The sequence below is a fragment of the Microvirga sp. genome, from assembly GCF_014699075.1.
Taxonomy (GTDB): Bacteria; Pseudomonadota; Alphaproteobacteria; order Rhizobiales; family Beijerinckiaceae; genus Microvirga.
Genome location: NZ_JACXAB010000009.1, coordinates 98,365 through 124,397, shown reverse-complemented (window position 1 = coordinate 124,397; position 26,033 = coordinate 98,365). Strand labels below are relative to the sequence as shown.

19 protein-coding genes are annotated in these 26,033 nt (G+C 63.9%); 6 read left to right on the top strand and 13 right to left on the bottom strand.

Annotation, left to right across the window (positions count from 1 at the left end):
- Positions 1-36: 36 nt before the first annotated feature.
- Entirely contained in the window at positions 37-228 is a 192-nt protein-coding gene (locus IC232_RS15675) for a general stress protein (RefSeq protein WP_009494027.1), read from the bottom strand.
- A gap of 437 nt (positions 229-665) precedes the next feature.
- Here IC232_RS15675 and IC232_RS15670 point away from each other — a divergent pair, with 437 nt between their 5' ends.
- On the top strand, positions 666-1,091 hold the full coding sequence (locus IC232_RS15670; protein ID WP_190845913.1) for an HIT family protein: 426 nt from the start codon (positions 666-668) through the stop codon (positions 1,089-1,091).
- A 140-nt stretch (positions 1,092-1,231) separates the two neighbouring features.
- Here IC232_RS15670 and glpK read toward each other — a convergent pair whose 3' ends face one another.
- The 3 genes from glpK to IC232_RS15655 form a co-directional block, all read right to left on the bottom strand.
- Positions 1,232-2,728: a glycerol kinase GlpK gene (gene glpK / locus IC232_RS15665; protein ID WP_190845912.1), complete on the bottom strand. Its 1,497-nt coding sequence runs from the start codon at positions 2,726-2,728 to the stop codon at positions 1,232-1,234.
- Between the two features lie 26 nt (positions 2,729-2,754).
- Positions 2,755-4,275, bottom strand: coding sequence for a glycerol-3-phosphate dehydrogenase (locus IC232_RS15660; RefSeq protein WP_190845911.1), 1,521 nt, complete (start codon positions 4,273-4,275; stop codon positions 2,755-2,757).
- 90 nt (positions 4,276-4,365) lie between these two features.
- Positions 4,366-5,568 (bottom strand): MFS transporter, encoded by a 1,203-nt coding sequence (locus tag IC232_RS15655; protein ID WP_190845910.1) that lies wholly within the window; start codon positions 5,566-5,568, stop codon positions 4,366-4,368.
- Positions 5,569-5,836: 268 nt separating this feature from the next.
- Between IC232_RS15655 and IC232_RS15650 the strand changes: the two genes are divergently transcribed.
- Positions 5,837-7,351 carry a DEAD/DEAH box helicase gene (locus tag IC232_RS15650; RefSeq protein ID WP_190845909.1) on the top strand — a complete coding sequence of 505 codons (1,515 nt, stop codon included), beginning with the start codon at positions 5,837-5,839 and terminating at the stop codon, positions 7,349-7,351.
- Positions 7,352-7,582: 231 nt separating this feature from the next.
- Positions 7,583-8,830, top strand: a complete 1,248-nt coding sequence (locus IC232_RS15645) for a DUF763 domain-containing protein (protein WP_190845908.1) — start codon at positions 7,583-7,585, stop codon at positions 8,828-8,830.
- Here the strand turns inward: IC232_RS15645 and IC232_RS15640 are convergent.
- The 9 genes from IC232_RS15640 to IC232_RS15600 all read right to left on the bottom strand — a co-directional run bounded on the left by IC232_RS15640 (position 8,827) and on the right by IC232_RS15600 (position 21,445).
- Positions 8,827-9,774, bottom strand: a complete 948-nt coding sequence (locus IC232_RS15640; protein ID WP_190845907.1) for an acetamidase/formamidase family protein — start codon at positions 9,772-9,774, stop codon at positions 8,827-8,829. The two genes, IC232_RS15645 and IC232_RS15640, sit on opposite strands and share 4 nt — an antisense overlap.
- A 73-nt stretch (positions 9,775-9,847) precedes the next feature.
- On the bottom strand, positions 9,848-11,011 hold the full coding sequence (locus IC232_RS15635; RefSeq protein ID WP_190845906.1) for an ABC transporter permease: 1,164 nt from the start codon (positions 11,009-11,011) through the stop codon (positions 9,848-9,850).
- Positions 11,008-12,027: an ABC transporter permease gene (locus IC232_RS15630; RefSeq protein WP_190845905.1), complete on the bottom strand. Its 1,020-nt coding sequence runs from the start codon at positions 12,025-12,027 to the stop codon at positions 11,008-11,010. Before IC232_RS15630 ends, IC232_RS15635 begins: the two co-directional genes overlap by 4 nt.
- On the bottom strand, positions 12,024-13,937 hold the full coding sequence (locus IC232_RS15625; RefSeq protein WP_190845904.1) for an ABC transporter substrate-binding protein: 1,914 nt from the start codon (positions 13,935-13,937) through the stop codon (positions 12,024-12,026). Before IC232_RS15625 ends, IC232_RS15630 begins: the two co-directional genes overlap by 4 nt.
- The gene (locus tag IC232_RS15620) at positions 13,934-15,799 is read right to left on the bottom strand and encodes an ABC transporter ATP-binding protein (RefSeq protein WP_190845903.1); all 1,866 of its coding nucleotides are present in this window, start codon (positions 15,797-15,799) and stop codon (positions 13,934-13,936) included. The genes IC232_RS15625 and IC232_RS15620 overlap by 4 nt, the downstream gene beginning before the upstream one ends.
- A gap of 176 nt (positions 15,800-15,975) precedes the next feature.
- Positions 15,976-17,769, bottom strand: a complete 1,794-nt coding sequence (locus tag IC232_RS15615) for a glycosyltransferase (protein ID WP_190845902.1) — start codon at positions 17,767-17,769, stop codon at positions 15,976-15,978.
- Positions 17,766-18,896 carry a glycosyltransferase family 4 protein gene (locus IC232_RS15610; protein ID WP_312895177.1) on the bottom strand — a complete coding sequence of 377 codons (1,131 nt, stop codon included), beginning with the start codon at positions 18,894-18,896 and terminating at the stop codon, positions 17,766-17,768. The genes IC232_RS15615 and IC232_RS15610 overlap by 4 nt, the downstream gene beginning before the upstream one ends.
- Positions 18,893-20,164 (bottom strand): glycosyltransferase family 4 protein, encoded by a 1,272-nt coding sequence (locus tag IC232_RS15605; RefSeq protein ID WP_190845901.1) that lies wholly within the window; start codon positions 20,162-20,164, stop codon positions 18,893-18,895. The genes IC232_RS15610 and IC232_RS15605 overlap by 4 nt, the downstream gene beginning before the upstream one ends.
- Before the next feature lie 9 nt (positions 20,165-20,173).
- On the bottom strand, positions 20,174-21,445 hold the full coding sequence (locus tag IC232_RS15600; RefSeq protein ID WP_190845900.1) for a glycosyltransferase family protein: 1,272 nt from the start codon (positions 21,443-21,445) through the stop codon (positions 20,174-20,176).
- Positions 21,446-21,606: 161 nt separating this feature from the next.
- Between IC232_RS15600 and IC232_RS15595 the strand changes: the two genes are divergently transcribed.
- The 3 genes from IC232_RS15595 (at position 21,607) to IC232_RS15585 (ending at position 26,011) form a co-directional block, all read left to right on the top strand.
- On the top strand, positions 21,607-24,312 hold the full coding sequence (locus IC232_RS15595) for an ABC transporter transmembrane domain-containing protein (RefSeq protein ID WP_190845899.1): 2,706 nt from the start codon (positions 21,607-21,609) through the stop codon (positions 24,310-24,312).
- Positions 24,309-24,755 carry a Crp/Fnr family transcriptional regulator gene (locus tag IC232_RS15590; RefSeq protein ID WP_190845898.1) on the top strand — a complete coding sequence of 149 codons (447 nt, stop codon included), beginning with the start codon at positions 24,309-24,311 and terminating at the stop codon, positions 24,753-24,755. Before IC232_RS15595 ends, IC232_RS15590 begins: the two co-directional genes overlap by 4 nt.
- A gap of 173 nt (positions 24,756-24,928) precedes the next feature.
- The gene (locus IC232_RS15585; RefSeq protein WP_190845897.1) at positions 24,929-26,011 is read left to right on the top strand and encodes a transglycosylase SLT domain-containing protein; all 1,083 of its coding nucleotides are present in this window, start codon (positions 24,929-24,931) and stop codon (positions 26,009-26,011) included.
- Positions 26,012-26,033: the final 22 nt, after the last annotated feature.

Below are 26,033 nucleotides of genomic sequence, written 5' to 3'. Positions count from 1 at the left end.
GAGCGGCCCCTTTGATTATTGGAATGGATGAATGCGTTATTCCTGGTTGCCGCGGGTATTGCCCGAGGCCTGACCGCCTTTGCGGCCAGCTTCCGAGGCGAGTTCACGGTCCTGCGAGAAGGACCGCTTCTCGGCGGGAACGCTCTTGCCGCCCTTGCTGGCGATTTCACGCTGCCGGTCGGAATCCATCGACGCGAAGCCACGCTTCGAGGTCGAACCACCTGCCATTTATGCCTCCTAATCGAGTGGTGTTCGTGCATCATCAACCGCTCGCTGAATCGATGGTTCCGGTCAGGAAGGGTGAACCTTTGCAAAAAATTTTACGAAATTATTCAGACCTCACGAATTGGCGCGCTTAAGGCAAATGTTTGACTGGAGGAAACAAGGCAACATCTTGTTGGTAGGAATAAGAGCCAAGAAGGTACTTACCTCGATACAGGGGAGGAGTGGCGTCTATATTTGGCAATAGATGGTCTATTGAAGGTAAGTCATAGAAGATCGCATGTTCGTGCTAAAAGCGCGATCTGAATTCAGACTACCAGAGGCCACACGTTCGTGTGCCAGGAGAGGGACAGAGGCAGTAGTGCTCGCATGGCCTACCTCGGTATAAGAGAAGGCGCAGCGCTACGGCGCTCCTGTAGAAACGGCAGAGGAGAGAGGACGGGATGACCTACGACGACAACAACGTGTTCGCGAAGATCCTTCGCGGCGAGCTGCCGTGCCACAAGGTCTATGAGACCGATCAGGTCCTGGCCTTCATGGATGTTATGCCTCGCGGCGACGGGCATGTTCTGGTCATCCCCAAGGCGAAAGCGCGCAACCTCCTCGATGCAGATCCTGATGACCTCGCGCAGCTCGCAAAGGCCGTACAGACCGTGGGAAAGGCGGCGAAGAGCGCGCTTTCAGCCGACGGCCTGACGATCCAGCAATTCAATGAGAGCGCGGGCGGGCAGGTGGTCTTCCACATCCACTTCCACGTTATTCCCCGCTTCGAGGGCGTGGCGCTGAAGCCCCATACGGGCCAGATGGAGAAGCCGGAGGTCTTGGCCGATTTCGCCTCGAAGATCCGGAACGCGCTGCCAGAGGCGTGATCGGCCGGGTCCGCAGATCATCCCTCCCCACGTCATCACCGGCCTTGTGCCGGTGATCTCGATTTGTGAGGTGCTGCGCTTGTGTGACCGGGATGGCCGGCACGAGGCCAGCCATGACGTGGAGGATTTACGCCTCTGAATCAGTCTGCCCAATCGAGAGAGCGCGACACGGCTTTGTTCCAGAGGGCGTTCAGGCGCTCGCGGCGGGAGGCCTCCATGGCGGGCGTCCAGCGCTTGTCCACGGCCCAGTTGCGCACGAGCTCGTCCGTCCCGCTCCAGAAGCCCGTGGCGAGACCGGCTGCATAGGCAGCGCCGAGAGCCGTGGTCTCGATCACCTTCGGGCGCACCACCGGAACATCGAGGATGTCCGCCTGGAACTGCATCAGCAACTCGTTGACCACCATGCCGCCGTCCGTGCGCAGCTCCGTGGCGGTGATACCCGTGTCCTTGGTCATGGCGTCCAGCACCTCGCGGGTCTGGAAGGCCGTGGCCTCAAGCGCTGCACGGGCAATGTGCGCCTTGGTGGCGTAGCGCGTCAGGCCGCCGATGAGGCCGCGGGCATGGGAGTTCCAGTGAGGGGCGTAGAGGCCGGAGAAAGCCGGCACGATGGTGACGCCCCCATTGTCCTCGACGCTGCGGGCGAGGGTCTCGATATCGGGGCTCTTCTCGATCATGCCGAGATTGTCACGAAGCCACTGCACGAGGGCGCCGGCGATTGCGATGGAGCCTTCCAGGGCATAGACAGCCTTCCCCTGGCCGAAGCGATAGCCCACCGTCGTGAGGAGACCGCATTTTGACGGGTAGGGGGTCTCGCCGGTGTTCATCAGCATGAAACAGCCGGTGCCGTAGGTGTTCTTGGCCTCGCCCTGCCGGAAGCAGGCCTGTCCCACGAGCGCCGCCTGCTGGTCGCCGAGAATGCCGGCAATCGGCACGCCAGCCAGATTGTCGGTCGCCTCGCCATAGACTTCGCTGGACGAGCGGATCTGCGGCAGGCAGGCGCGTGGGATATCGAAGAGGCGCAGGATCTCCTCGTCCCAGTCGAGGGTTCGCAGATTCATGAGCTGCGTGCGGCTGGCATTGGTCACGTCGGTGATGTGGCAGCCGCCATTGACGCCGCCGGTCAGGTTCCAGACCAGCCACGTGTCGATGTTGCCGAACAGCACGTCGCCGGCCGCAGCCTTCTCCCGGGCGCCGGGCACGTTATCGAGGAGCCAGCGCAGCTTGAGGCCGGAGAAGTAGCTCGCCAGCGGCAGGCCCGTCTTGTCGCGCAGGCGGTCGTAACCGCCATCCTTCGCGAACTCCTCGACGATCGAGTCGACGCGGGTGTCCTGCCAGACAAGCGCGTTATGAAGCGGCTTGCCGGTGCGCCTGTCCCAGATCAGCGTCGTCTCGCGCTGGTTGGTGATGCCTATGGCGGCGAGGTCGCGGGGCGACAGCCCTTTCTTGGCCAGCGCTTCCTGGATTACGGCTTGCGTGTTGCGCCAGATTTCGATCGGATCGTGCTCCACATAGCCCGGCCTGGGGTAGATCTGCTCGTGCTCCTTCTGCCCGACCGAGACGATGCTCCCGGCCTTGTCGAACACGATGAAGCGCGAGCTGGTCGTGCCCTGATCGATGGCACCGACGTAGTGAGCCATGACTTTCCCCGAATTTGCCCCAAACTTTATTGAGCTGCGACGGCTGTCGCTTTTGTCCTGGCCAAGTAGGCATCGATCTTGGCCGGAGCGTCAACCGGCACATGCAGCCCGAGCTTGGAGCGGCGCCAGAGGATGTCCTCGGCGGTGCGCGCCCATTCACGACGCACCAGGTAGTCGACTTCGGCGGCGGTGAGACTGGCGCCGAAATCCTCGCCGAGATCCGTCATGGACTTGGCGGAGCCCAGAAGCTCCTCGATGCGGGTGCCATAGGATCGCGCAAGGCGATGAGCGACGGGCTCGGGCAGGAAGGGCCAGCGCTGGCGCACGGTGGCGAAGAAGCGGTCGAAATCCGCGTCCGGCATGTCGCCTCCGGGGATCTTGGCCTTCTCGGTCCATGATGGCTTCATGTTCGGGAAGTAGGATTTCAGCTCCTCGAGGGCATGCTCGGAGAGCTTGCGGAACGTGGTGATCTTGCCGCCGAAGATCGACAGCACCGGCGCCTGGCCCTGAGGCGCGTCCATGTCGAACACATAGTCGCGGGTCACCGCCGAGGCATTGCTCGATCCGTCGTCGAAAAGCGGGCGCACGCCGGAATAGGTCCACACCACTTCGGCCGGGGTGACCTCGCGCTTGAAGAAGTGGTTCACCACATTGCAGAGATACTGGATCTCGTCCTGGGTGATCTCGACCTTCTTGTCCGGTACGGATTCAACCGGGATGTCGGTGGTACCGATGAGGGTGAACTTCTCCTGATAGGGAATGGCGAAGACGATGCGCTTGTCCGTGTTCTGGAGAATGAAGGCTTCCTTGGTGTCGAAGAGCTTCGGCACCACGATGTGGCTGCCCTTCACAAGGCGCACGTTCTTGGTGGTGTTCAGCCCGAGCTTGGCGTTGAGCACGTCGGCCACGAAGGGGCCGCCCGCATTGACGATCACCTTGGCGCGCACCTCCTCCGTCTCGCCCGTCTCCACGTTCTGGAGAGTAGCGACCCACGTCTGGCCGTCGCGGCGGGCGGAGGTGAGCTTGGTGCGGACCCGGATGTCCGCCCCCTTCTCGAAAGCGTCCAGGGCGTTGAGCGCCACCATGCGGCTGTCCTCGACCCAGCAGTCGGAATAGACGAAGGCGGTGTCGAAGCCGGGCTTCAGGGCTTGGCCCGCGGGATGCCGGGTGAGCTTGATGCCTTCCGTGCCCGGCAGCTTCTTGCGCGGGGCCAGGTGGTCGTACATGAACAGGCCCAGGCGCACGAACCAGGCCGGGCGGATGCCCTTCTCATGCGGCAGGATGAAGCGCAGGGGCCAGATGATATGCGGGGCGGATTCGAGGAGCCGCTCCCGTTCGAACAGGGCCTCGCGAACCAGCCGGAACTCGTAATACTCAAGATAGCGCAGACCGCCGTGGATCAGCTTGGTCGAGGCGGAGGAGGTGTAGCCGGCGAGGTCGCCCTGCTCGCAGAGCACCACCGAGAGGCCCCGGCCCACGGCATCGCGCGCGATGCCTGCGCCGTTGATGCCGCCGCCTACAATCAGAAGATCGGTCACTGTCGTCACGGAATGCGTCTTTCCTTCAATTCCGGGCTGTCCCGGTGCCCTGCACATGGTTTCTTTAGCCGCCTAAGGCAAGACAATTCTTGAACTTGTTCAAGGCTCCCTGGCCAAGGCCAAGTTTAGCATGAAAGCCACGAGGGAGCACACGGCCATGACCAAGCATAGGATCAGCACGGCGTCGTAATTACCCCACCACGCCCAGAGGGCCCCGAAGGCAAAGGGCGCGATGGCCATGGTGACCCGGACCGGCATGGCAATCATGCCCTGGATGGCTCCGTAATCCTCGCGTCCGAACAGCTCCGGCGGGAGCAGGGCCCGCACGATGGTCAGCATTCCGTTGGAGGCGCCATAAAGTCCCGCGAAGATGAGGATCAGCCAGGACCCGGCCGGGATGAACGGCAGGAGCATGAAGCCGAGGGCACTCAGGGCCATGGTCACAACCCCAATCCCCCTCAGGCTCATGGCCCGCTCTCCGAAACCGGTGAGGAACCGTGCCGCCACCTGGGCAGGCCCGATCACCGTGTATGCGGCCACGGCCGCCTCGATGGAAAAGCCTCGCTCAAGGAGAATCGGGATCAGGTGGACGGGAATTCCCACCGAGATGATCCCCTGGAGAACGCTGGTGATCACGAACAGCCAAAAGGCCGGCTTGGCGAGAACCCGGCGCGGGTTCGAGGTGGAGGGAAGGCCCGTGCGGCTTTCGCCAGCCTGCTTCGACCTTGCCGGGGCTGCAGGAATGCCGAAGGCATGCAGCGCGGCGCAGATCCCGATGTTCAACGCAGCCATCACGAGGATCGTGTCACGCCAGCCATAGCGGTCGATGAGCACGTGGAGGAGCGGGATGAACACCGTGCTGGCGAACCCGGCCACCAGGGTGATGATGGTGATGCCCCGACGGGCCAGCAGGCCCAGGTTCAACGCCAGGACCGCGAAACCAGCCTCGTAGAAGAGGGCGCTTGTGGCGGCACCCAGACCGAGCCAGATCAGGACAAAGACCGGGTAGCTCTCAGTATACGCCCAGAGGACGAGAAGAATGGCAGCCAGCACCGAGCCGCCTGTCATCACGGCCCGCCCGTAGCCCCGGTCGATCAGCCGCCCGACCGGGACGGCAAAGAACGCTGAGGAGATGAGGGCGAGCGAAAAGGCGGCGGTTAAGGCCGTTTTCGACCACCCGAGGTCCCGCTCCATGGGCTCAATGAGGAGCGCGAAGGCATAGAACAGCGTCCCGTAGGAGATCAGGTGCGTGATCGAGAGGGCTGAGACGATGCGCCAGGGCATGGAGCCGGAGGGTGACATTCTTGCTTTATGTCAGGCCTTGAGGTTGACGGATAGGTTTTTACCCCCCATATGCACAGCAGGCGACGGCGCTTGGCATCCAAGCAGCTTGAGCGGGACTGCGTGACGGATATTCGCATGAGCGATGACCCCGGTCCCCTTCTTCAATCGCTCCATCATAAAATGGCCCCATCACGCGGGCTGTTTCCCCAAAGAGCCCTGAAGCGCCTTTGCTTTATGAAGCCGACCTGCTTTCCGGCTCACTGTATCCGTTCGAAAGACATCTCCTTTGACACTCTTCACCGATTTCGGATTGGCCCAGCCGATCCTGAAGGCCTTGACTGCCGAGGGCTATGAGACGCCCACGCCGATCCAGGCCCAGACCATTCCCTATGCCATGGAAGGCCGCGACGTGTGCGGCATCGCCCAGACGGGCACCGGCAAGACGGCCGCTTTCGCGCTGCCGATTCTCCATCGCCTGTCCGAGAGCCCGAAGCCGCGCCGGGCCAGGAGCCCTCGCGTGCTGGTGCTCAGCCCGACCCGTGAACTCGCCAGCCAGATCGCCGACAGCTTCAAGGCCTATGGCCGCAACCTGCGTCTCACCACCGAGGTGGTGTTCGGCGGCGTCACCATCTCCCGCCAGGAGAAGGCGCTGATGAACGGCGTCGACGTGCTCGTCGCCACGCCCGGCCGCCTGATCGACCTCATCGACCGCAGGGCCCTGTCCTTGCGCGAAATCGAGATCCTGGTCCTCGACGAGGCCGATCAGATGCTCGACCTCGGCTTCATTCATGCGCTCAGGCGCATCGTGACCCTGCTGCCGAAGGAGCGCCAGAGCCTGTTCTTCTCGGCCACCATGCCGAAGACGATTTCGACCCTGGCCGAGTCCTTCCTGCGCAATCCGGCTCATGTGGCCGTCACACCCGTGGCGACGACTGCCGAGCGCGTGGAGCAGAGCGTGATCTTCGTGCAGACCGGCCGCAAGCAGGTCCTGCTCGAGACGCTCCTGCGCGACCCGACCATCGACCGCGTGCTCGTCTTCACCCGCACCAAGCACGGCGCGGACAAGGTGGTGCGCGGCCTCGACAAGGCGGGCATCGCGGGAGCCGCCATCCACGGCAACAAGTCCCAGCCGCAGCGCGAGCGTGCGCTCGCGGGCTTCCGTGACGGCTCGTGCCGTGTGCTGGTGGCCACCGACATCGCGGCCCGCGGCATCGACGTCGAGGGCGTGTCCCACGTCATCAACTACGACCTGCCGAACGTGCCGGAATCTTATGTCCACCGCATCGGCCGCACGGCCCGCGCGGGCGCCACGGGTTCCGCCATCTCGTTCTGCAACGACGAGGAAAAGGCGTTCCTGAAGGACATCGAGAAGCTGACCCGCCTCAAGGTGCCGGTCATGCCGCTCCCCGAGGGACTTCCTGCCGGTTCTGCCGTGTCCGAGGCTTCCGAGCCGCGCCGCGAGCAGTCCGGGCGCAACGGTCAGCCGCGGGGCCGCGCAGCTCCTCATGCCCGTGGGCATCAGGGCCATGGCCAGCCGCGCAGCGCTGATCCGAACGCCGACCGGGGGCCGAAGCGCCGTCGGGGTCGCGGTGGGAAGCCTGCGGGCAATGGTCAGCCCCAGGGCGGCCAGCCGACAGGGAACCAGCAGCGTCCGGCTCAGGGCCAACGTCCGGCACAAGGTCAGCGGACTGCGCAGGGTCAACGCCCCGCACAAGCGAAGCCTGCCGGGCAGCGTTCGGAAGGGCGCCGCGGTGATGGCGCCCAGGTGGCTTGGCTCGAAAAGAGCCCCCGCCGCCGCTAAGACAGTTCAAGGCGCCTTCGGGCGCCTTTTTCTTTGAAGGCTCAGCATGTTTCCCTCCCCCTTGTGGGGAGGCATTAAGGGAGGGGGTGTTGGCGCAACACGCGGATAGGCTCTCGCTCGCACCCACACCTCCAACTCCTCCCCACAAGGGGGAGGAGAGATCGCGTTGCGCCTTGTTGTTCAGTCTTGGTGCTGCAATACCCTAGACTTAGTTGTAGGAGACCCCACCCGATGGCCAAGCGGGCCGGAAGCGCCGATCTGCCGCTGCATTCGGGGCATGTGCCGAAATGGCTGGCCGACCGGATGACGCGACTCGGCGGTGTGGTGTCTGAGGCCATCGTGCACCATTACGGGCGCGACGAGCTCCTGCGCCGGCTTGCGCATCCGTTCTGGTTCCAGTCTTTCGGGGCAGTGATGGGCATGGACTGGCACTCCTCCGGCATCACCACCAGCGTGATCGGCGCCTTGAAGCGCGGGCTGACGCCGCTCTCGAAGGAGCTCGGCATCCATGTTTGCGGCGGACGCGGCAAGCATTCGCGGCAGACGCCGCATGAGCTCGTGGCGATTGGAGAGCGCGTCGGCTTCGATGGCGCGGCGTTGGCCAATGCCAGCCGCCTCGTGGCGAAGGTCGACAGCGCGGCGATCCAGGATGGATTCGATCTGTATCTTCACGGCTTCATCGTCACGGATGACGGGAAATGGGCCGTGGTCCAGCAGGGGATGAACGACACGTCCCGGCTCGCACGCCGCTACCACTGGCTGTCAGAGGATTTGAAGAGCTTCGTCGACGAGCCGCACACGGCGATCGATGGCAAAGGGCAGGGCACCATCGTCAATCTCACGGACCGGCGTGCGGCCGCTTCGCGCAAGGCGCAAATTGACATTCTGGACTCGCTTGGACCGGACAACATCGCCCGCAAATTCCTGGCGCTTGAGGAGCGAGAAGCTGCACCAGCCGCGAGCCCGCAGCCCCTGCTGCCGCATCTGGTGATGCCCGAGCATCATGATGTGCGAGCAAAGGATGTGGTGCTGCGGCGGCTCCATGGGACACTGGCAGCGGCGGCCGACCGCGGGCCTGAAGACTTTTCCGATCTTCTGATGACTCCGGGTGTCGGGCCGCGCACCGTGCAGGCGCTCGCCATGGTGGCGGAGGTCGTGCACGGCACGCCCTGCCGCTTCAGCGACCCCGCGCGCTTCTCCTTCGCCCATGGCGGCAAGGACAGGCACCCGTATCCCGTGCCGGTTCGGGTCTATGACGAGACCATCCGCGTGCTGAAATCCGCCGTGCAGAAGGCGAAGCTGGGGCAGCAGGAGGAGCTTTTTGCCCTCAAGCGTCTCGACGATCAGGCGCGCGCGCTTGAGCGCCACGCCACCGGCCCTGACGTGGAGGAGCACATCAGGCAGGAGCGGGCGAAGTCGCATGCCTATGGCGGCCGCTCCATCTTTGGAGACGAGCCGCCACCAGACGAGACTGCTTAGCGCCGGGCAGGCTGCAGCAGGCTCTTGTCGAGCATCACGTGGACGCCCTTGCTGCCGTTGACCACCTGGGTAATGCGCAAATCCGCCGCGAGGCTGCACAGGGCATAGGCCTCAGCCTTGGTGATCCCGGTGCGGGCGACGATCAGGTCGATCATGCTCCGCAGCGCGATGACCACGCAATCGTCGAGATCAGGATCGAACGCCATGGTCATGACGTGCGTCGGTGTCTCTGCCATGGGCCAGATGAGGCTCATGCTCTCGCGCAGATGCAATTCGAAGGTGCCGATCAGGCCAGTCTCGATGGCCGTCACGCAGACCTCGCCGTCTCCTTGGACGCCATGGCCGTCGCCAACGGAGAACAGCGCACCATCCACATGGATCGGCAGGTAAAGCGTGGTGCCTGCCACCAGCTCCTTGTTGTCGAGATTGCCGCCGTTGCGGCGCGGCGGCAGGGTGCTCAAGCTCCCCCAGGCGGCCGGTGGCGCCACGGCCATCACGCCGAAGAACGGCTTGAGGGGCAGCTCCAATCCCCAGGGCAGCTTGCCCGTCATCCGCTCGCGATCGAGCGGGATCGTCATGAAGTGGATCTCGTCGAAATCGTCGGGCAGGGCGCCTTTCTGCGGGGCGGAATAGGTGAAGCCCCAGTCGTAGTGCAGCTCGATAGCCTTGATGCGAACTTCGAGAACCTGACCGGCCTTGGCGCCGCGCACCGCAACCGGGCCTGTGCAGATGTGGCCCGGCAGCTTCGGTTTGTGAGCGGCATGGATGTCCGACAGCGCCTGCGGAATCACGAAGGGCGCCTTCGGCATCGCCTCGGGACCGCCCGACACGGTCGAGATCGTGACGGTATCGCCCGAATCCACGGTCAGGAGCGGGGGAATGCCCGCATCGAAATAGCCCCAGTGAATGCTCTGCGGGGACGCATCAATCCGGTATTCGGCCACGAAACACCTCTGCCATCGTCATCGATGCAGGATGTCTCGCATTCCCTTGGATCCAGGACAACAGGCTTTGCGCCTAATGATAAGGATCCGCCGCGTCTCTGAGGCCATCGCCCATGAAGTTGAAGGCGAGCACCACGATCACCACCGGCGCCATCGGGAACAGAAGCCAGGGGTGCAACTGCACGGCAGCCAAGTTCTGCGCCTCGTTGAGCAGCACGCCCCAGCTCGTCACCGGCGGCCGCAGGCCCAACCCCAGGAAGGAGAGGGCGGTTTCGCCGAGGATCATGGACGGGATCGACAGCGTCGCCGAGGCGATCAGGTGGCTCATGAAGTTGGGGATGAGGTGGCGTGCGATTACACGCTGCTTGGAGGCTCCCATCAGCTCCGCGGCCTTCACGAAATCCTCCTCGCGCAGGGACAAAAGCTTGGAGCGCACGGCGCGCGCCAGTCCCGGCCAGTCGAGCAGGCCGAGGATGATCGTGATGCCGAAGAACACGAGAATCGGGCTCCAGTTCGGCGGCAGGGCAGCCGACAGCGCGAGCCACAGGGGAAGCTCCGGCAGGGAGCGCAGGATCTCGATGGTGCGCTGGATCACGTGATCGACCCAGCCCCCGAGATAGCCCGCGAGGCCGCCGAAGAAGAGCCCGAGGGTGAACGAAACCGCGATGCCCACGATACCGATGGTGAGCGAGATCCGCGCGCCATAGATGATGCGCGAGAGCAGGTCGCGGCCGAGACGGTCGGTACCGAGCAGGAACATCGATCCGTCTTCCGGCGGGCAGACCAGATGGAAATTCATCTGCCACATGCCCCAGAACTCATAGTCATCGCCCCTGCAGAAGAAGCGGATCGGTTGCGGCCGTGAGGTGTCGAGGGTGTAGACCCGGCGGAAGTTCTCCAGGTCGAAGCTGTAGGTATAGGGATAGACGAAGGGGCGCATGAGCTGCCCCTCATGCATCAGGTGAATGCCTTGAGGCGGCGCATACAGGAAGTCGCCGTGCCGCTTGGTCTGGTTGTAGGGGGCGATCACCTCGACGAAGGGCACGATGGCATAGAGCGCGAGGAGCACGAAGGCGGCGGCGAGCGCCACCTTGTGCCGCCGGAACTTCCACCACATCAGCTGCCAGGACGAAGCGCGGTAGAAGCTTTCGCTCTGCGCGCCGACGGGCTCCGTGGCGCCCGGATCGAAGGGCGCGGGATCGACGTAGTGCCGCTTGGAAGTCACGACGTTGTTCATCGTGCGCCTCCCATGCGGATGCGCGGATCGAGCCATGCCAGCAGGAGGTCGGAGACCAGCATGCCGACGACAGTGAGCACGGCGACGAACATGAGGATGAACCCGGCCAGGAACTGATCCTGGCTTTTGAGCGCACTGAGCAGGATCGGACCGACGGTCGGCAGGCTCAGCACCAGCGACACCAGCACCGAGCCGGAAACGAGCTGCGGCAGGAGATTGCCGATGTCGGCGATGAACGGGTTGAGCGACATGCGGAAGGGATACTTCAGAAGGGCCTTGGTGGGGCCAAGGCCCTTGGCCTTTGCGGTCACGTAATATTGCTTGCCAAGCTCGTCGAGGAGGTTTGCGCGCATGCGCCGGATCATGGCGGCGGTTCCGCCGAGGCCGATCACCACCGTGGGCACGACAAGATGCGAGAGGAGGGACTGGACCTTGGGCCAGCTCCAGGGCTCGCCGGCATATTGCGGGTCGTAAAGTCCGCCGATGGAGATACCGAACCAGCGATTCATGTAATAGAGCAGGATCAGCGCGAGCAGAAAACTCGGGGTTGCAAGCCCGATATAGCCGATGAAGGTGGCGATGTAGTCGCCGATGGAATATTGCCGCGTGGCCGAATAGATCGCGATCGGGATCGCGACCAGGTGGATGAAGATCACCACGGCGAAGTTGACAAGGAGCGTGAGCCACACGGCATCGCCCACCACGTCCACGACGGGCTTGTCGTATTCGAAGGACCAGCCCCAATCGCCCTGCAAGAGGCCCGAGAAGCCGTTCGGACCCGGCATGACGCCGAGCCAGACCAGGTATTGCTGCCAGGCCGGCTTATCGAGCCCGTATTGCCGGATCAGGAATTCGGCCTTGGCGATGGAGGCGGATTCGCCCTGCGCCCGCAGCTCCGCGATCTGGTTGGTCAGGAAGTCGCCCGGCGGCAGCTTGATGATGAAGAACACCAGGGCCGAAATGATCAGCAGGGTCACCGCCATGGTGACAGTGCGACGCAACAGGAAGCGGATCATCGACGGGCCTCTTTGCCGGCGGCTTTGTTCCAGTAGATTTCATCGAGCCGGTAGATGCCGAGCATGGCCGTCGGTTCCCAGCTGTAGAGCGCCTTGGCAGGAAGGCCTTGGAGGCCGTTCCGCACGACGATGGGCTGCAGGGCGCCCGCGATTGTGCCGATGATCCACTGGTTTTCGACGTGGTTTTTCAGCATCTCGTGCCAGGCCGCTCTTTGAACTTCCCGGTTTCCGGTGTTCATCCAGGTCTCGTAAGACTTGAGAAGGCGCTCCGCTTCCGGAATGTCGACCGCCTCTCCCATCTTGCCCTTGGTCTCGATGTACTGCCCCCATTTCGGCCAGGCATAGTTGTCCTGCCGCATGGGAGCGAGCTCGGTTGGAGGCATGAGGGCGGTTGGGATCGCGTTGTCGAGGCCGGGGGCTGCCACCATCACGGTAAGGCCCGCATAGGAGCGGTTGCGCAGCACGGTCCGGTCCTGCGGCTTCACGAAGAGCCGCACGCCGATCTCGCGCCAGAACTCGCCGACAAGCGTGAGCCCGTCCACCACGAGGCTGCTCTCGCCGTCGGTCTCGACGATGATCTCCAGCTCGCGCCCATCGGGCAGCAGACGGATGCCGGCACCGTTGCGCTTCGTGAGGCCGATCTCATCGAGCAGGCGGGTGGCTTGGTCGGGATCGTAGGTTGCGTGCTGCGTGCGCAGCTCCGGCATGAAGAGCGGGCTTTCCGCCACGACGGTGTTGTTGCCCTCGATGCCGAGCCCGAAGAGCAGCGCATTGTTGAGGGTCTTGCGGTCGATCCCGAGGGACAGGGCGCGCCGGAAGCGGACATCCCGGTTAAGCTGGCGCCAGACCGGATCGACCGTGTTGAGATTGGGATAGAGCGCAAGCTCCGTGCCGCGCGCATAAGGCCAGAGAAGGGTCGTGTAGCCCTTCGCCTTCTCGCCCTGCTTCAGCACGGGGATGTCGCCCATGGACAGGCCGCGGAACAGCAGATCCTCCTCGCCCGCATTGGCCTTCGCGGCAAAGAGCCCGCTGGCGGAGACGTCCATCAGGATCCGGTCGACATACGGCAATTGCTGCCCCTGAGCATCGACGCGATGGTAGTAGGGATTGCGCTCGAAGATGAAGCGGTTCGCCGGCGCCGCATTCATGACGCGCCACGGCATGAGGGTCGGCAGCTCCGGATTGGTCTGTTCCTTCATATCGTCCATGCGGTTGTGGAGCGCAGCCCAGGATTTCAGCTTCTGCTGCTTGGCCTTCTCCTCGATGGCAGCCTTGTCGGCGAATTTGGAATGAAACTGCTTGAGATAGGCCGAGGCCCGGTAGATGCCGGGATCGAGCGGACCCGCCAGCTGCGGCAGGAAGCGCGGGTTGGGCTTGTTCCAGGTGTAGCGAACGGTGCGCTCGTCGAGCACCTCGAAGCGAGGAGGCTTTCCGTCCACCAGCATGAACTCGGGCGGACCGGCGGGCGAGAGATCGAGATTATGCGCCACATCCTCCCAATAATAGCGGAAGTCCTCCGCCGTGAACGGCGAGCCGTTCGACCAGCGATGGCCTGCGCGCAGGGTGAAGGTGAAGACCCGATCGCCGTCGTTCTCGAATTTTTCCAGGAGATCGGGCTGGAGTTCCAGGTTCCTGTCGTAGCCGACAAGGCGCGTATAGGTGAAGGTTGAGATGTAGCGGATGTCGCGCGGGCGAGGTACCAGGGTGACGATGTCGCCGCCGTACTGGCCCGACGAGCCGACCACAATGGGCGTTTTCGGAAGCCGCTCGACCATCGGCGGCAGCTTCTTCTCCTGCGGCAGGTTGGCGAAGAGCGGTGGCTCCTTATAGTCCTGGCCTAAAGCCGGTGGCGCCAGCCATCCGAGCATCAGGCCTAGGGCGAGCGTGGTCTTGCAGAGGTTGAGCATCATGCAGCCTCCCGGGCTGTCAGGCGCCCCAAACGAACCTTGTGGCCGGGCTCGATCTCCTTCATCACTCCGAACTCGCCAGGCTCGATGCGGAAGGGCTCCGGCCACGCGGAGGGCTGCGAGAAGCCGCCCGCGCGCAGCTTGGCGAAATCGAGGGGCCGGTCGATATCCGGATCGGGCACGGCAGCGAGCAGCGCCTGAGTATAGGGGTGAACCGGATTGCGGAACAGGGACGATTTCGGAGCTTCCTCGACGATGTAACCCCGGCACATGACCGCGATGGTGTCGGCGATGTAGTCCACGACAGCGAGATTGTGCGACACGAACAGGTAGGAGAGGCCGAGCGCCGCCTGCAGGTCCTTGAGCAGGTTCAGCACCTGAGCCTGCACCGACACGTCGAGGGCCGAGACCGGCTCATCGCAGAGCAGGACGCGCGGTTCGAGCGCCAGCGCCCGTGCGATCCCGAGGCGCTGGCGCTGGCCGCCGGAGAACGAATGCGGGTAGCGCCGGAGCGCCCGCTGATCGAGCCCTACCATCTCGAGGAGATGCTTCACGCGCTCGTAGCGCTCGTCCGAGGTGCCGATGTCATGGATGCGCAAGGGCTCGGTCAGAAGCTCATAGACCGTCATGCGCGGATTGAGGGACGAGAACGGGTCCTGGAAGATGAACTGCACGGAGCGGCGATAGGTGGTCAGCGCCTCGCCCTCGAGCTTATGCACGTCCTTGGGGCCGGTGCCGTCGTCGAACAGAACCTTTCCGGAATTGGGCGTGATCGCCCGCATGATCATCTTGGACACGGTGGTCTTGCCGCAGCCGGACTCACCGACGAGCCCCAGGGTCCTGCCGGCCGGAAGGGAGAGATCGACCTCGCTGACGGCGCGGATCTCCCGTGTCTTGCCGGAGAACCATCCGGATCGCAGCGTGAACGACTTCGTGAGGCGCTCCACCTTCAGGATCGGGCCTGCCGGCTGAACGCGCTCCGGCGCATCGACACTTGCGAGGCTTGCGCTCTTCACCTCGCGGATTGGCGTCAGGCGCTCGTTCTCCGCCATGGCAAAGCGCGGCACCGCGCGCATGAGCGCCTGGAGATAAGGATGCTGGGCATTGCGGAAGATCTCCTCCCGCGAGCCGGCCTCCATGATCCGCCCGCGATACATCACCACCACCTCGTCGGCCACGTTGGCCACCACACCGAGATCGTGGGTGATGAGGAGCACCGACATGCCCGTCTCGACCTGCAATTCTTTGATGAGGTCGAGGATCTGCGCCTGCGTGGTCACGTCGAGCGCCGTCGTCGGCTCGTCGGCGATCAGGAGGGCCGGGCGGGTGATGAGCGCCATGGCGATCATGGCCCGCTGGCGAAGGCCGCCCGAGAGCTCGAACGGATAGGTCCTGAGCGCCCGCTTCGGGTCGGGGAAACCGACCCGGTTCAGCACGTCCATGGTCCTCTGGTTCGCCGTCGCCTGGTCCACATCGGCGTGGATCATCAGGGCCTCGGAGATCTGGTCGCCGATGGTGTGGAGCGGTGACAGGGACGTCATCGGCTCCTGGAAGATCATGGCGATGCGTCCACCGCGCAGGGCGTGCATGGCGTCGCTTTCAGCCGGCAGCGCCGCGATGTCGATGCTTCCCCCGTTCGACGGATCGTTGAAGAGAAGGGAGCCGTTCGCGATTCTGGCCTTCTTCGACAGGATCTGGAGGATGGCCTGAGCGGTCACAGACTTGCCGGACCCGGACTCGCCCACGAGCGCGACTGTCTTGCCCCTCGGGATGTCGAAGGTCAGCCCATCGACCGCCCGGAAGTTCCCGGCGTCGGTGCTGAAATCGACCGTCAGTTGGCGAACCGACAGGATTGGCGCTTCCATATGCTCCTCCTGGCCTACGAGCATAACGCTTCAGACCTCATTAGATCGCAAACGTGACCTTGTTTCCATTCCGAAACATACATCAGGACGCAGGAAATGAATGTCTTGCTCGGCAAGGTGCGCGATAAGCCTTTCGGATAACATCCAGATGACCTCGTCATGAACGAGATGATGGGTCAGGAGGCCGATGGGCTTATCCCGGTCGCATCGCCGACGATGCGCCGCTCGATGGCCCCCGTCATTGCCGCGATGATCTGCCGAGGCTCAACCGCACTTCGGGTGTCATGCCAGTCGATGGGATCCACATGGGTGTTGATCTGGAGGAGCCCAGGGGCGGGAGAGGCCACACCTCGATCGGCGAAGGTGGACAACCCGGTAAAGCCCAGGCGCGGCAGGTGCGGAATCAATTCGCCGGAAATCCGGTTCCAGGGCGGCACGAAGACCGGGAGCAACCTCTCTCCCAATTGCCCGCGGGCGACCTGCAGACCGCGCTGTGCTTCCTTCACGATGGTTTCCACAGGGCGGTGAGCGCCGAACTCCGCCTTCTTGGCCCCGGCCGGGGCATGATTGTCGTGGCTCCAGCCATGTACGAGGGCGAAAGCTGAACTTTCATCCATGAGTCGCGAGGCGAGGGAAGCTTGAAGGTCGCGCGGGATGACAGCGAGGCCGATCCCGGCACCGTAGCGACCAGCCAGCGTGAGAAGGCGGTCGAGGGCAGGGGTGTCGGCGACCGCATCGTCATCCCTCCACCAGAAGCGAACGCGCAAGCCCTGGTCCCTGGCCCGCTCAAGCGCGGCATTCAAGGGCGACCAGTCGATGCTTGGGTGCAGGGCGGGCCTGGACAGGACCAAGCTTTCCGCGATGGCGACGCTTCTCCGTGCTCCGTCGAGGGCGATGGCCGGTGGAGAGGACGCCGGTTGTGACAACCCTTGGCGGATCGCCTCCGCCAAATGCGTCCCGGACAACTCGTCCTCGGAGATGATTGCGGCAAGTCCCCAATCCTTCAGGCGCTCGGCCCGCAGGCGTTGCTCCGTCTCGTGGCCGGCCTCGAAGGGAACGAGGACCGACCGCGCGCCGCAACGCAGGAGGTCCACCACCGTATTGTAGCCGGCTTGGCTGACGGAGATTTCGGCGCCGGCGAGCAGCGTCCGAAAATCGGCCCTCGCCCGCTCAACAGCGGCATGGGCCGGGGCGATGCCTCGAAGCTCCTGGAAGTCGTCTTCCGAGACGCCTCGCCCGATGAGGATGCGCCAGGGGCGCTCGGTTACCAGACGTGCTGTTTCGAGAGAGGCGCGGTAGAGCGGCAGGCTCGCGGCGCTCGACCCGCCCGAGACCACGATGCCCCGCCGGTGACTTTCAGGAACGGGATCCTCATCCTCGTCCACGTACCCGGTGTAGCGGAGGAGCGGCCTGATCGTCTCGTCCAGCGGCCATGACGCTTCAAGGGGCACGAGGCCGGGATCGCCGTGAACGAGGATGGCGTCGTAGCCACGCAGAACACGTTCGTGCGCCTGCGCGATGCGCTCGGCCTTTGCCGGTGCTACGAGAATGTCCCTAATCGAGCACAGGACCAGCGGGCGCGGGTTCAGGGTATGGGCGGCCTCGATCAGTGCCATGAACTCGCCTGCCAGCACGCGGCGGCCGAAGGGGAAGAGCTCGGTGATGAGGATGTCGGGTCGGTTATTGCGAAGTGTGTCGAGCAGGATCGTCCTACGCTCTTCGAGATAAGCCTCATCGACCGGCTGGAGGCTCTCGTCGAGGAGCGTTTTGAAATCAGTCCCGACTGTGCGTACGGGCGGCAGCTGAACGAACTCCGCTCCGCCCAGCTCCGCCAGACGGGCAGGGGGTCCTCCCGATACGAGGGTCGTCTCATGTCCTTTGCCGGCGAAGGCCCGTGCGAGGGCTGCGGCCCGGGTCAGGTGGCCGGCACCCAACAGATGCGTCACGGCGATGAGAACGCGCAATGTCATGCTCCCATTCCAGCCGTGAGCGGTTCGAGCGCTTTGCGCAAGCGCAATGCGGCATGATCCAGATCGCGCTCCCGGTGCACGAAGTTCAAGGCAGTGGCGCCTAAAATACGGAGACGATCCCGATCCTGCAGGAGCGCACTCAAAGCATCGGCAAAACCGGCGATGTCGGCGGGCTGTGTCAGGATACCCGTTTCGCCATGCTTCACCACGCTGGGCACCCCGCCATAAGCTCCGGCTAGCGCCGGGCAGCCCATGGCCTGAGCTTCCAGCAGCACCATTCCGTAAGCCTCATTGACGGCAGGCCAGAGGAAGAGGTCGGCGTTTTCATAAAGTGTTTTCAGCTCGGTGCGGTTCTCGATCCGTCCATGAAAGCGCACACGGTCAGCCATAGACGAGAAAAGCTGCTCGATCTCGGCCCGCGCCTCACCATCCCCCACGATGTCGAGCGACCAGGGCAGATGCTGCACGCGTTCGAGAGCAGCGGCAAGGATGCCATACGAGGCAAGCTTGTCCCCTTTTCGCATCATGGCGACGGTGAGCAGGCGCGATTCATCTGCGGGTGCGCGGTGAGTGCTCGACAGAGGCCAATCCCGCACGTCGAGAAAGGGCGGAAGGTCGACGAGAGCCTGACGCGGCGGCCGAACCGTTTCCAAGGCTTCCCGGTCATGCGCCGTCATGACGAAGATCGCATCGGCGCGGTCGAGAGCCGCCTCCGCTCCCTCATGCCCCAGAGCCCAAGGTCCATGCGCGCGCTTCGCAGCCCGCGATCCTTCGGCAACCGTATAGGGAATGTTCAGTGCCTCCGCCACGCGGGGGCCGATCCAGTCCGGCGCCTTGTAATAGACGTGGTAGGTGAACCACAGGCAGGGACGGCTTTGCTCCGGCAAAGCGCGATAGTGCTCGATGAGGCGTGACGCTTCCTCCAGCGACTGCTGCCTGATGTGTTCCTGATGCTGCGGATCGCCTGCCTTGTCGAGGGTGCGCAGCTCGATCGCGAGCTGCGTCGAATACCCCGCTCTGTCGAGGGCCTTCATCAGCAGGCGCGCCATGGTGCGGTCGCCTGACGGAAGCGGATGGTTGGGGCTTTTCAAGGGAGCGTAGAACGCCACTGGCCGCGCGTGGGTCACACCCGCTCCGGTTCTCTCTGCGGGTTGTCGGTCACAGTGCGCAGGCGCGTTTCCAGCACGTCGATTCCGCCTTCCATGGAGAAGTCCCGGCGCAGGCGCGCGAAGGCTGCGGAGCCGAGAGCTTTGCGCCGTTCAGGGTCGCGGGCGAGCAGGTTGAGGGCGTTCGACAAGGCTTCCCAATCTCCCGGCGGAACAAGCTCGCCCTCCGAGCCGCTGCGGATGAATTCCGGGATCCCGGCGAAATCCGTCGCCACGATGGCAAGCCCCTGGCTCGCGGCCTCCATGATCACATTCGGCAGGCCGTCCCGGTCGCCCGACTTCGCCTCCTTGGACGGCAGCACGAAGAGATCGGCCTCTTGCAAGAGAGCGATGATGTCGGGCTGCGCCTTGGAGCCGAGGAATGCCACCTTGTCGCCGATACCCGCCTCCTGCGCTTGCTTTTTAAGGCTCCCCAGCAGTTCCCCGCCGCCCACATGGGCGAAGCGCCAGTGCAGATCCGGCGGCAGGGCGGCAAACGCCTGGATCAGGTCGCCGTAGCCCTTCTTCGCCACGGCCCGGCCGACGGAGACGATGCGCAACGGATCGAGAGCGTCCGAGCCATCGCGGGCGGGGCGGCTCTCGGGTGGTGAGGGAAACCGCGAGAGATCGAGCCCGTGATAGACGAGCGATACCTGCTCCGGCCGCGACAGCGATTGAAGATGGGCTGCTCCTTGGGCCGTGCAGGTCACGCCCCAACGGGCCTCCGCCATCTTCTCGCGCTTCTCCCAATCCGGGGTGGTCCAGATATCCTTGGCATGGGCCGAGAAGGTCCAGGTCCGGCCGGTCAGGAGCGCCGCATAGCGAACGACGGAAGCCGGCGTGTGCAGGTAATGCACATGCAGGTGCCGTACGTCCGCCGGCAGTTCCCTGGCCATGGCGAAGGCCTGGCCGAGACGGCGCACCCGGTTCGCCGTGAAATCGCGCTTCAGGTCACGCCAGAACGCCTTAATCGTGGCCCCGAAGCCTTGCTGGCCCAGGCTCCAGACGGCGCCGCGCAACACGCGCAGGGGCTCTTCGTAAAGGTATTCCGGCAGATACGAGACTTTCGCTTGAATCCCCTTGTGCATCGGATGCACCGCCCTCTCGGTCGGATGCCGGAGAGACCATATCTCAAGGTCGAGCCCGCGCTGCTCGAGAGCCAGAATCTCCTGGGCGATGAAGGTCTCAGAAAGGCGTGGATAACCTTTCACCACGATGGCGATGCGTCGGGCTGTCGTTGAGGGAAGCATTCTTAAACGCTACTCGGCCGCCTGATGATAGGCAGGGGCAAACCGTGGTCGGGACTCGGTCAGCACCTTGAGCCGTTCGCATACCCGGTCAAGCCCATCGAGAAGACCTGGAATGGTCACCTCCGACGGGCGGGGCTGGGAGGAAAGCGCCCGCAGCGCCGCCGCCATGCGCTCCGGCGTACGCGGCTCCTTGTGGTCGCTCAGCATGCACACGAGGCCGAGGCGCTCGGCCTCCACCGCCCGAATGTATTGCTCCAGCCGGGGCCGGGTGCGCGGGACGATCAGCGTGCGCTTGTCGAAGGACAAGGCCTCGCAGAACGTGTTGTAGCCGCCCATGGCCACCACGGCATCGGCCTTCTTCATGAGCCATTCGATCTTGTTGTCGAACGACATCACGTCGAGCTTGGGCTGCTTGGCGATGCGTTCGACGAAGGAGCGGCGCTTGTCCCGGTCGATGAACGGGCCGAAGAGGATCAGGGCAGGCTGGTCGAGCTCCGTGTCCGCCTCATAGGCCGAAATCACCCAGTCGATCAGGTCGTCCCCGTCGCCGCCGCCGCCGGTGGTTACCAGGATGAAGGGCTGCTTGGTGATCTTGGGGTATTTGGTGAGCGACGGGGTCGGCGGCACATCCCGGCGCAGATAGCCCGTATAGGTGATCCGGTTTTCCACAGCCTCAGGCAGGTCGAGGGCCTTGAGGGGCTGGTAGACATCCCTCAAGCCATAGACCCAGATCTCGTCATAATAGCGGATCAGGGCCGTCTTCGCGCCCTTGCGCTCCCATTCCGGGACCAGAAGGGCGGGCTCGTCCATGACGTCGCGGATGCCGAGCACGAGCTTGCAGCCGGCCGCCTGAAGATAGTCGAGGGCCGGCACGACCTCGCCCCGGAAGCCCGTCGGCTCCTTGTCGACGATGAACACGTCCGGCTGGAAGGCCTTGGCCGCCTGGAGAATGAGGGCTTGGCGCAGGCCCACCGCCTCGTCCAGGCTCACATTGAGGTTGAGGCTGCGGTAATCTCCGTCAGGAAGCTTGGTGACCCCCGGGATGCGGATGTAGTCGACGCCGCTCTCGAACTCGAAATTGCCGATCACGGGCGATCCCGAGATGATGATCACGGAGGTGTCCGGCTGCGCCTCCACGATGGCATTGGCCAGCGCCCGCGAGCGGCGCAGATGGCCGAGGCCGAACGTGTCGTGGCTGTAGATGAGGACCCTCGAGCCCGGACGGGACTTGACCAGGGGCAGGCCTGTCTCTGTTCTCGGCTCCGTGACCGCGTTTGCCATGCAGGCTTCCCTTGGTGGGCAAGAAAAGGAAAATAGCGTATCGTTTATTGACGGTAGGCCAGCTACCTCTAACCTTACAATAGCCCCCCTCGTCAAACTATGGCGATGCCCCGGAACGGAAAGAGGGATCACAGGCACATGAAGATGGCATCACGGCGCTGATGGAAAAGAGCCTTTTCCGCTATATCTGGACACATTCCAAGCGCGACCAGATGATCATCTGCGCCGTCGTGCTGGCGTCCCTGCCGTTTTACTTCATGTCGCTCGATCTGCCTCGCCAGATCGTGAACCAGGCTATTCAGGGTGAGGCTTTCCGCGACGGAAACCCAACCGCTCCTTTCCTCAATCTGTCCTTTGACTGGCCGGGGTGGCTCGGTGGCAGCACATGGGAGATCTTCGAAGGCTTCCAGGTCAGCCGGGTCGGCCTGCTCATGGGCCTGTCCTTCGTGTTCCTGTTCTTCGTGATCGTGAACGGGGCCTTCAAGTACTGGATCAACGTCTCCAAAGGCGTGCTGGGCGAGCGCATGCTCAGGCGCATGCGCTTCGACCTGTTCTCCATGGTGCTGCGCTTCACCCCGGACGCCCTGCGGACCGTCAAATCCTCCGAGACCGCGACGATCATCAAGGATGAGGTCGAACCGATCGGCGGCTTCATCGGCGATGCCTTCATCACCCCTGTGTTCCTGGGCACGCAGGCCACGACTGCGCTCGTGTTCATCATGGTGCAGAATGTCTGGCTCGGCCTGATCGCGCTCGCCGTAATCGCCGTGCAGTTCACGGTCATCCCGCGGCTGCGGCGCGAGCTGCTGCGCCTCGGCAAGCAGCGCCAGCTGGCGGGCCGCATCGCGGAGGTTCTCGACGGAATCGAGGTGGTGCATGTTCACAATGCCTATGGCTGGGAAAAGGCCGAGATCGGGCACCGCCTCTTCAATCTCTTCACCATCCGCTTGAAGATCTACAACCGGAAATTCTTCGTCAAAACCCTCAACAACTTCCTCGCCCAGCTGACGCCGTTCTTCTTCTACGCCATCGGCGGCTATTTCGCCCTGCGCGGCACCCTCGACATCGGCCAGCTCGTCGCCGTCATCGCGGCCTACCGCGAATTGCCGCCGCCCCTGAAGGAGCTGATCGACTGGGACCAGCAGCGTCTCGACGTTCAGGTAAAGTACGATCAGGTTACCCAGCATTTCGCCGAGGACAGGCTCGGCCCGATGCTGGAGGCGCGTGAAGCGGCGGAGGCGGATCAGCCCCTGATCGGCTCCTTTGTGGGCGAGGACATCCGGGTGGCCGGGCCGCATGGCGACCTGATCATCGAAGGAGGCGCCTTCACGGTCGAACTGCCCGCAAGTGTCGCGCTGATCTCGAACGGCGGTGCGGCCGCCAGCATGCTGGCGCGCATCCTGGCCCGGCGAAGCCTGGAGTTCAGCGGCCGGATCCGCATCGGCGAGCGCGATTTGACCCAGCTTCCGATGGTCGTGACCGGACACAGGATCGCCTATGCGGGCGTCGACCCGATCCTCTTCCCCGGCAGCATTCGCGACAATCTCGTCTATGGCCTCCGCTCGAAGCCTCTGGGTCGGCTGAAGGAGGACGGGCAGGAGATGGACCGCCGGATCGCGGAGGCGCTCAGAACCGGCAACCCGATCGAGAGCATCTCCGACCAGTGGGTCGATTACGAGCGTCTCGGCGCAAAGGACGAGGACGAACTGGACCGCATCCTGCTCGACCTCCTCGACAAGGTCGGCATGGGAGACACGATCTATCTGTTCGGCCTTGCCGGCAGGATCGATCCCGAGCGCCATACGAGCCTTGCGGAGCGCCTTGTCGAAGCCCGACACCGCCTGCGCGACACTTTCCAATCGAACGGCATGGGCGATCTGGTCGAGCCCTTCGATCCGGAGCGCTACAACAGCCAGGCGACGATTGCGGAAAACCTTCTCTTCGGCGTGCCGATCTCCGACGAGTTCAAGGGGCGCAACCTCGCCGACAATGCCCAGTTCCGCAGCGCCATCGACAGGGCGGAGATGACGGACGATCTCGTCCAGATGGGTCTGCAGATTGCCGAGACCATGACCGAGATCTTCGAGGGGCTGCCGCCCGGTCATTCCCTCTTCGAGCAGTTCTCCTTCATCGGCGCCGATGAGCTGACCGAGTTCGAGGCGATCCTGCGCCGTCGCGGCCGTGGCGAGGGCAGCCTGAGACGCGAGGACCGCACACGCCTCCTGTCCCTGCCGCTGGCTTACATCGAAGCCCGGCATCGCCTGGGCCTTCTCGATGACGCCATGACCGGCCGGATCGTCGAGGCACGGGGGATCGTCCGCGAGGTTCTCGAAAAGGCCGAGTCGGGTGGCGTCGAATTCTATGACCCGGAAGGCATCTGCGCGGCCGCTCCTTTGCGGGACAACCTCCTGTTCGGGCGCGTCAGCTATCAGGTGGCCAATGCCCGGGCGCGGGTTGCGGAAGCGGTTGCCGCCGTTGTCCGCGAACTCGACCTTCAGGAGGAGGTCGAGAGGGTCGGCCTGGAATATCAGGTCGGTACGGCGGGCAGGCTCCTCTCGCCGCAGGAGCGGGCGAGCGTCAACCTGGTCCGGTGTCTGGTGAAGCGCCCGGACATTCTGGTGATCGACGGGGCGCTTGCGCCTTTCGACGAGGCGCGTAGCCAGCAGTTGATGCAGCTGCTACTCGAGCTATTCGATCAACAAAGCCTGTTCATGGTACTTCCGAATGATCGACAGGCCGGCGACTTCGATGTTCAGATGCGTTTCCGCGATGGACAGATCATAACCGATAAGACGGCAGCTCCAGCTCCGAGGCCTTCCAGCCCTAAGCCGGACGCCCCCCAGAGGATAGCAGGAGAGGTGGCATGACCCTTGAGACGGAAGTTCAGTCCTTGCGGCAGGTCCCGATGTTCAGGGATGTGGACCCCGCTCGTCTGAAGCTTCTCGCCTTCACCAGCGAGCGGGTGCAGTTCGCCGGGGGGCAGCGGTTCTTCTCCCAGGGGGACCCGTCCGACGCCGCCTATGTCATTCTCGATGGTCGGGCCAACGTGCTGCTCAACACCCCGGGCGGGGAAATCCAGGTTGCGGAACTGGGGGGCAACGCCCTGGTGGGTGAGATGGGCATCCTGTCCGATACCCCTCGCTCGGCCACGATCATGGCGGCCGAGCCGACCACGGCGCTTCGCATCGACAAGCGGGTCTTTCTAGAGCTCCTGGCCCAATTCCCCCAGATGTCCCTGGCCATCATGCGGGAACTGGCCAAGCGCCTCGAGCGCACCAACGCGCAGCTTGTCGCGCAATCCTCATCCTAAATTTCCGGAAAAAACCTGAAAATTTCTCGGGGAAAAGCCGGACAAGGTTAGCGAAATCCTACTTTTTATGGCCAAGCTGACCGATTCTCGACACATCTACCCGTCAACCCTGTCCCCAGAATAACACAAGGGAAGGCCAGATCGTCCGGTCGGGCCATGCGGGATAAGTGATGATGAGTAACGCGAGAACGCTGCTATGCGCAGTACCGCAGCCTGTTGCGGATGTGCGTAAGACTGGAAGTCGCCGCTCTCTCCAACTCGCCCTGGCCGCAGGCCTGATCATGGGCTTTCAGGGCCTCACGGCCGGGCCGGCCGCCGTGGCCACCATCCCCACCGGCCTGCTGGCGCGACCTGCTGCCGTACCGGCCGTGCAGGAGGATATCACCGGCTCGGTAGTGACGGCGTCCGTAGCCTTCACCCCGAAGCTTTCCAAGGACCCGGGTCTCTTCAAGGCCATCCTCGACGGGGCTTTCTCCATCGTGAAGCCCCGCGCCGAGAAGCCGGCGTCCCCGACCATCTCGGAGACGGAGATCGGGGACCCGGACGAGCTGATTCCCTTCAACGGGCGTAACGTGCCGCGCTGGCTGGTGCATTCCATCCTCAAGGCCGCCCATGCAACCGGTGCCGACCCGGTCTACATGATGACCCTGGCGGATGTGGAATCGAGCCTCTCGCCGGAAGCCAAGGCGCGCACCTCCTCGGCCCAGGGCTTGTTCCAGTTCATCGACAGCACCTGGATCGAGACCGTCTATCACCACGCCGCCGATTACGGCTTCAAGGCAGCCGCCGAGGCGATCCGCTACGTCAACGGCGAACTCGCCGTCGAGCCCAAGGACCGCGAATGGGTCATGAGCCTGCGCACGGATCCGTATTTCTCGGCTCTCATGGCCGGCGAGCTGATCAAGGATGTGGAGCGCGCTCTGCACTCCCAGGGTGAGCGGGAGCTGGCTGAGGCTGAGCTTTACCTGGCCCACTTCCTGGGAGCGTCCAGCGCAGTCCGGTTCCTCGAAGTGCTGGATCAGGACCCGAACATGAAGGCCTCCAAGCTCTTCCCGAAGGCGGCCCGCGCCAATGCCGGGCTCTTCATGGACGGCAAGGGCCGGAAGCGCCGCCCCGTGACCGTTGCCGAGCTCTACGACCGGATCGACTCGAAGATCGTCCGCCGTCTCGACCGGTATGAGGGCATCGGCCCGTATCTCGCGGAGATCTCGCGTCCAGCCGATCGCACAACTGAGGCGACGGCCGTCGTCCAGTAAGGATTGGCCCCATCCGTGGGGC

What these genes read in the sequence shown, in the direction of transcription:
- IC232_RS15675 (WP_009494027.1), bottom strand. Translation starts at nt 228, where the DNA reads ATGGCAGGTGGTTCGACCTCGAAGCGTGGCTTCGCGTCGATGGATTCC.
- IC232_RS15670 (WP_190845913.1), top strand. Translation starts at nt 666, where the DNA reads ATGACCTACGACGACAACAACGTGTTCGCGAAGATCCTTCGCGGCGAG.
- glpK (WP_190845912.1), bottom strand. Translation starts at nt 2,728, where the DNA reads ATGGCTCACTACGTCGGTGCCATCGATCAGGGCACGACCAGCTCGCGC.
- IC232_RS15655 (WP_190845910.1), bottom strand. Translation starts at nt 5,568, where the DNA reads ATGTCACCCTCCGGCTCCATGCCCTGGCGCATCGTCTCAGCCCTCTCG.
- IC232_RS15645 (WP_190845908.1), top strand. Translation starts at nt 7,583, where the DNA reads ATGGCCAAGCGGGCCGGAAGCGCCGATCTGCCGCTGCATTCGGGGCAT.
- IC232_RS15635 (WP_190845906.1), bottom strand. Translation starts at nt 11,011, where the DNA reads ATGAACAACGTCGTGACTTCCAAGCGGCACTACGTCGATCCCGCGCCC.
- IC232_RS15630 (WP_190845905.1), bottom strand. Translation starts at nt 12,027, where the DNA reads ATGATCCGCTTCCTGTTGCGTCGCACTGTCACCATGGCGGTGACCCTG.
- IC232_RS15625 (WP_190845904.1), bottom strand. Translation starts at nt 13,937, where the DNA reads ATGATGCTCAACCTCTGCAAGACCACGCTCGCCCTAGGCCTGATGCTC.
- IC232_RS15620 (WP_190845903.1), bottom strand. Translation starts at nt 15,799, where the DNA reads ATGGAAGCGCCAATCCTGTCGGTTCGCCAACTGACGGTCGATTTCAGC.
- IC232_RS15615 (WP_190845902.1), bottom strand. Translation starts at nt 17,769, where the DNA reads ATGACATTGCGCGTTCTCATCGCCGTGACGCATCTGTTGGGTGCCGGC.
- IC232_RS15605 (WP_190845901.1), bottom strand. Translation starts at nt 20,164, where the DNA reads ATGCTTCCCTCAACGACAGCCCGACGCATCGCCATCGTGGTGAAAGGT.
- IC232_RS15600 (WP_190845900.1), bottom strand. Translation starts at nt 21,445, where the DNA reads ATGGCAAACGCGGTCACGGAGCCGAGAACAGAGACAGGCCTGCCCCTG.
- IC232_RS15595 (WP_190845899.1), top strand. Translation starts at nt 21,607, where the DNA reads ATGGAAAAGAGCCTTTTCCGCTATATCTGGACACATTCCAAGCGCGAC.
- IC232_RS15590 (WP_190845898.1), top strand. Translation starts at nt 24,309, where the DNA reads ATGACCCTTGAGACGGAAGTTCAGTCCTTGCGGCAGGTCCCGATGTTC.
- IC232_RS15585 (WP_190845897.1), top strand. Translation starts at nt 24,929, where the DNA reads ATGAGTAACGCGAGAACGCTGCTATGCGCAGTACCGCAGCCTGTTGCG.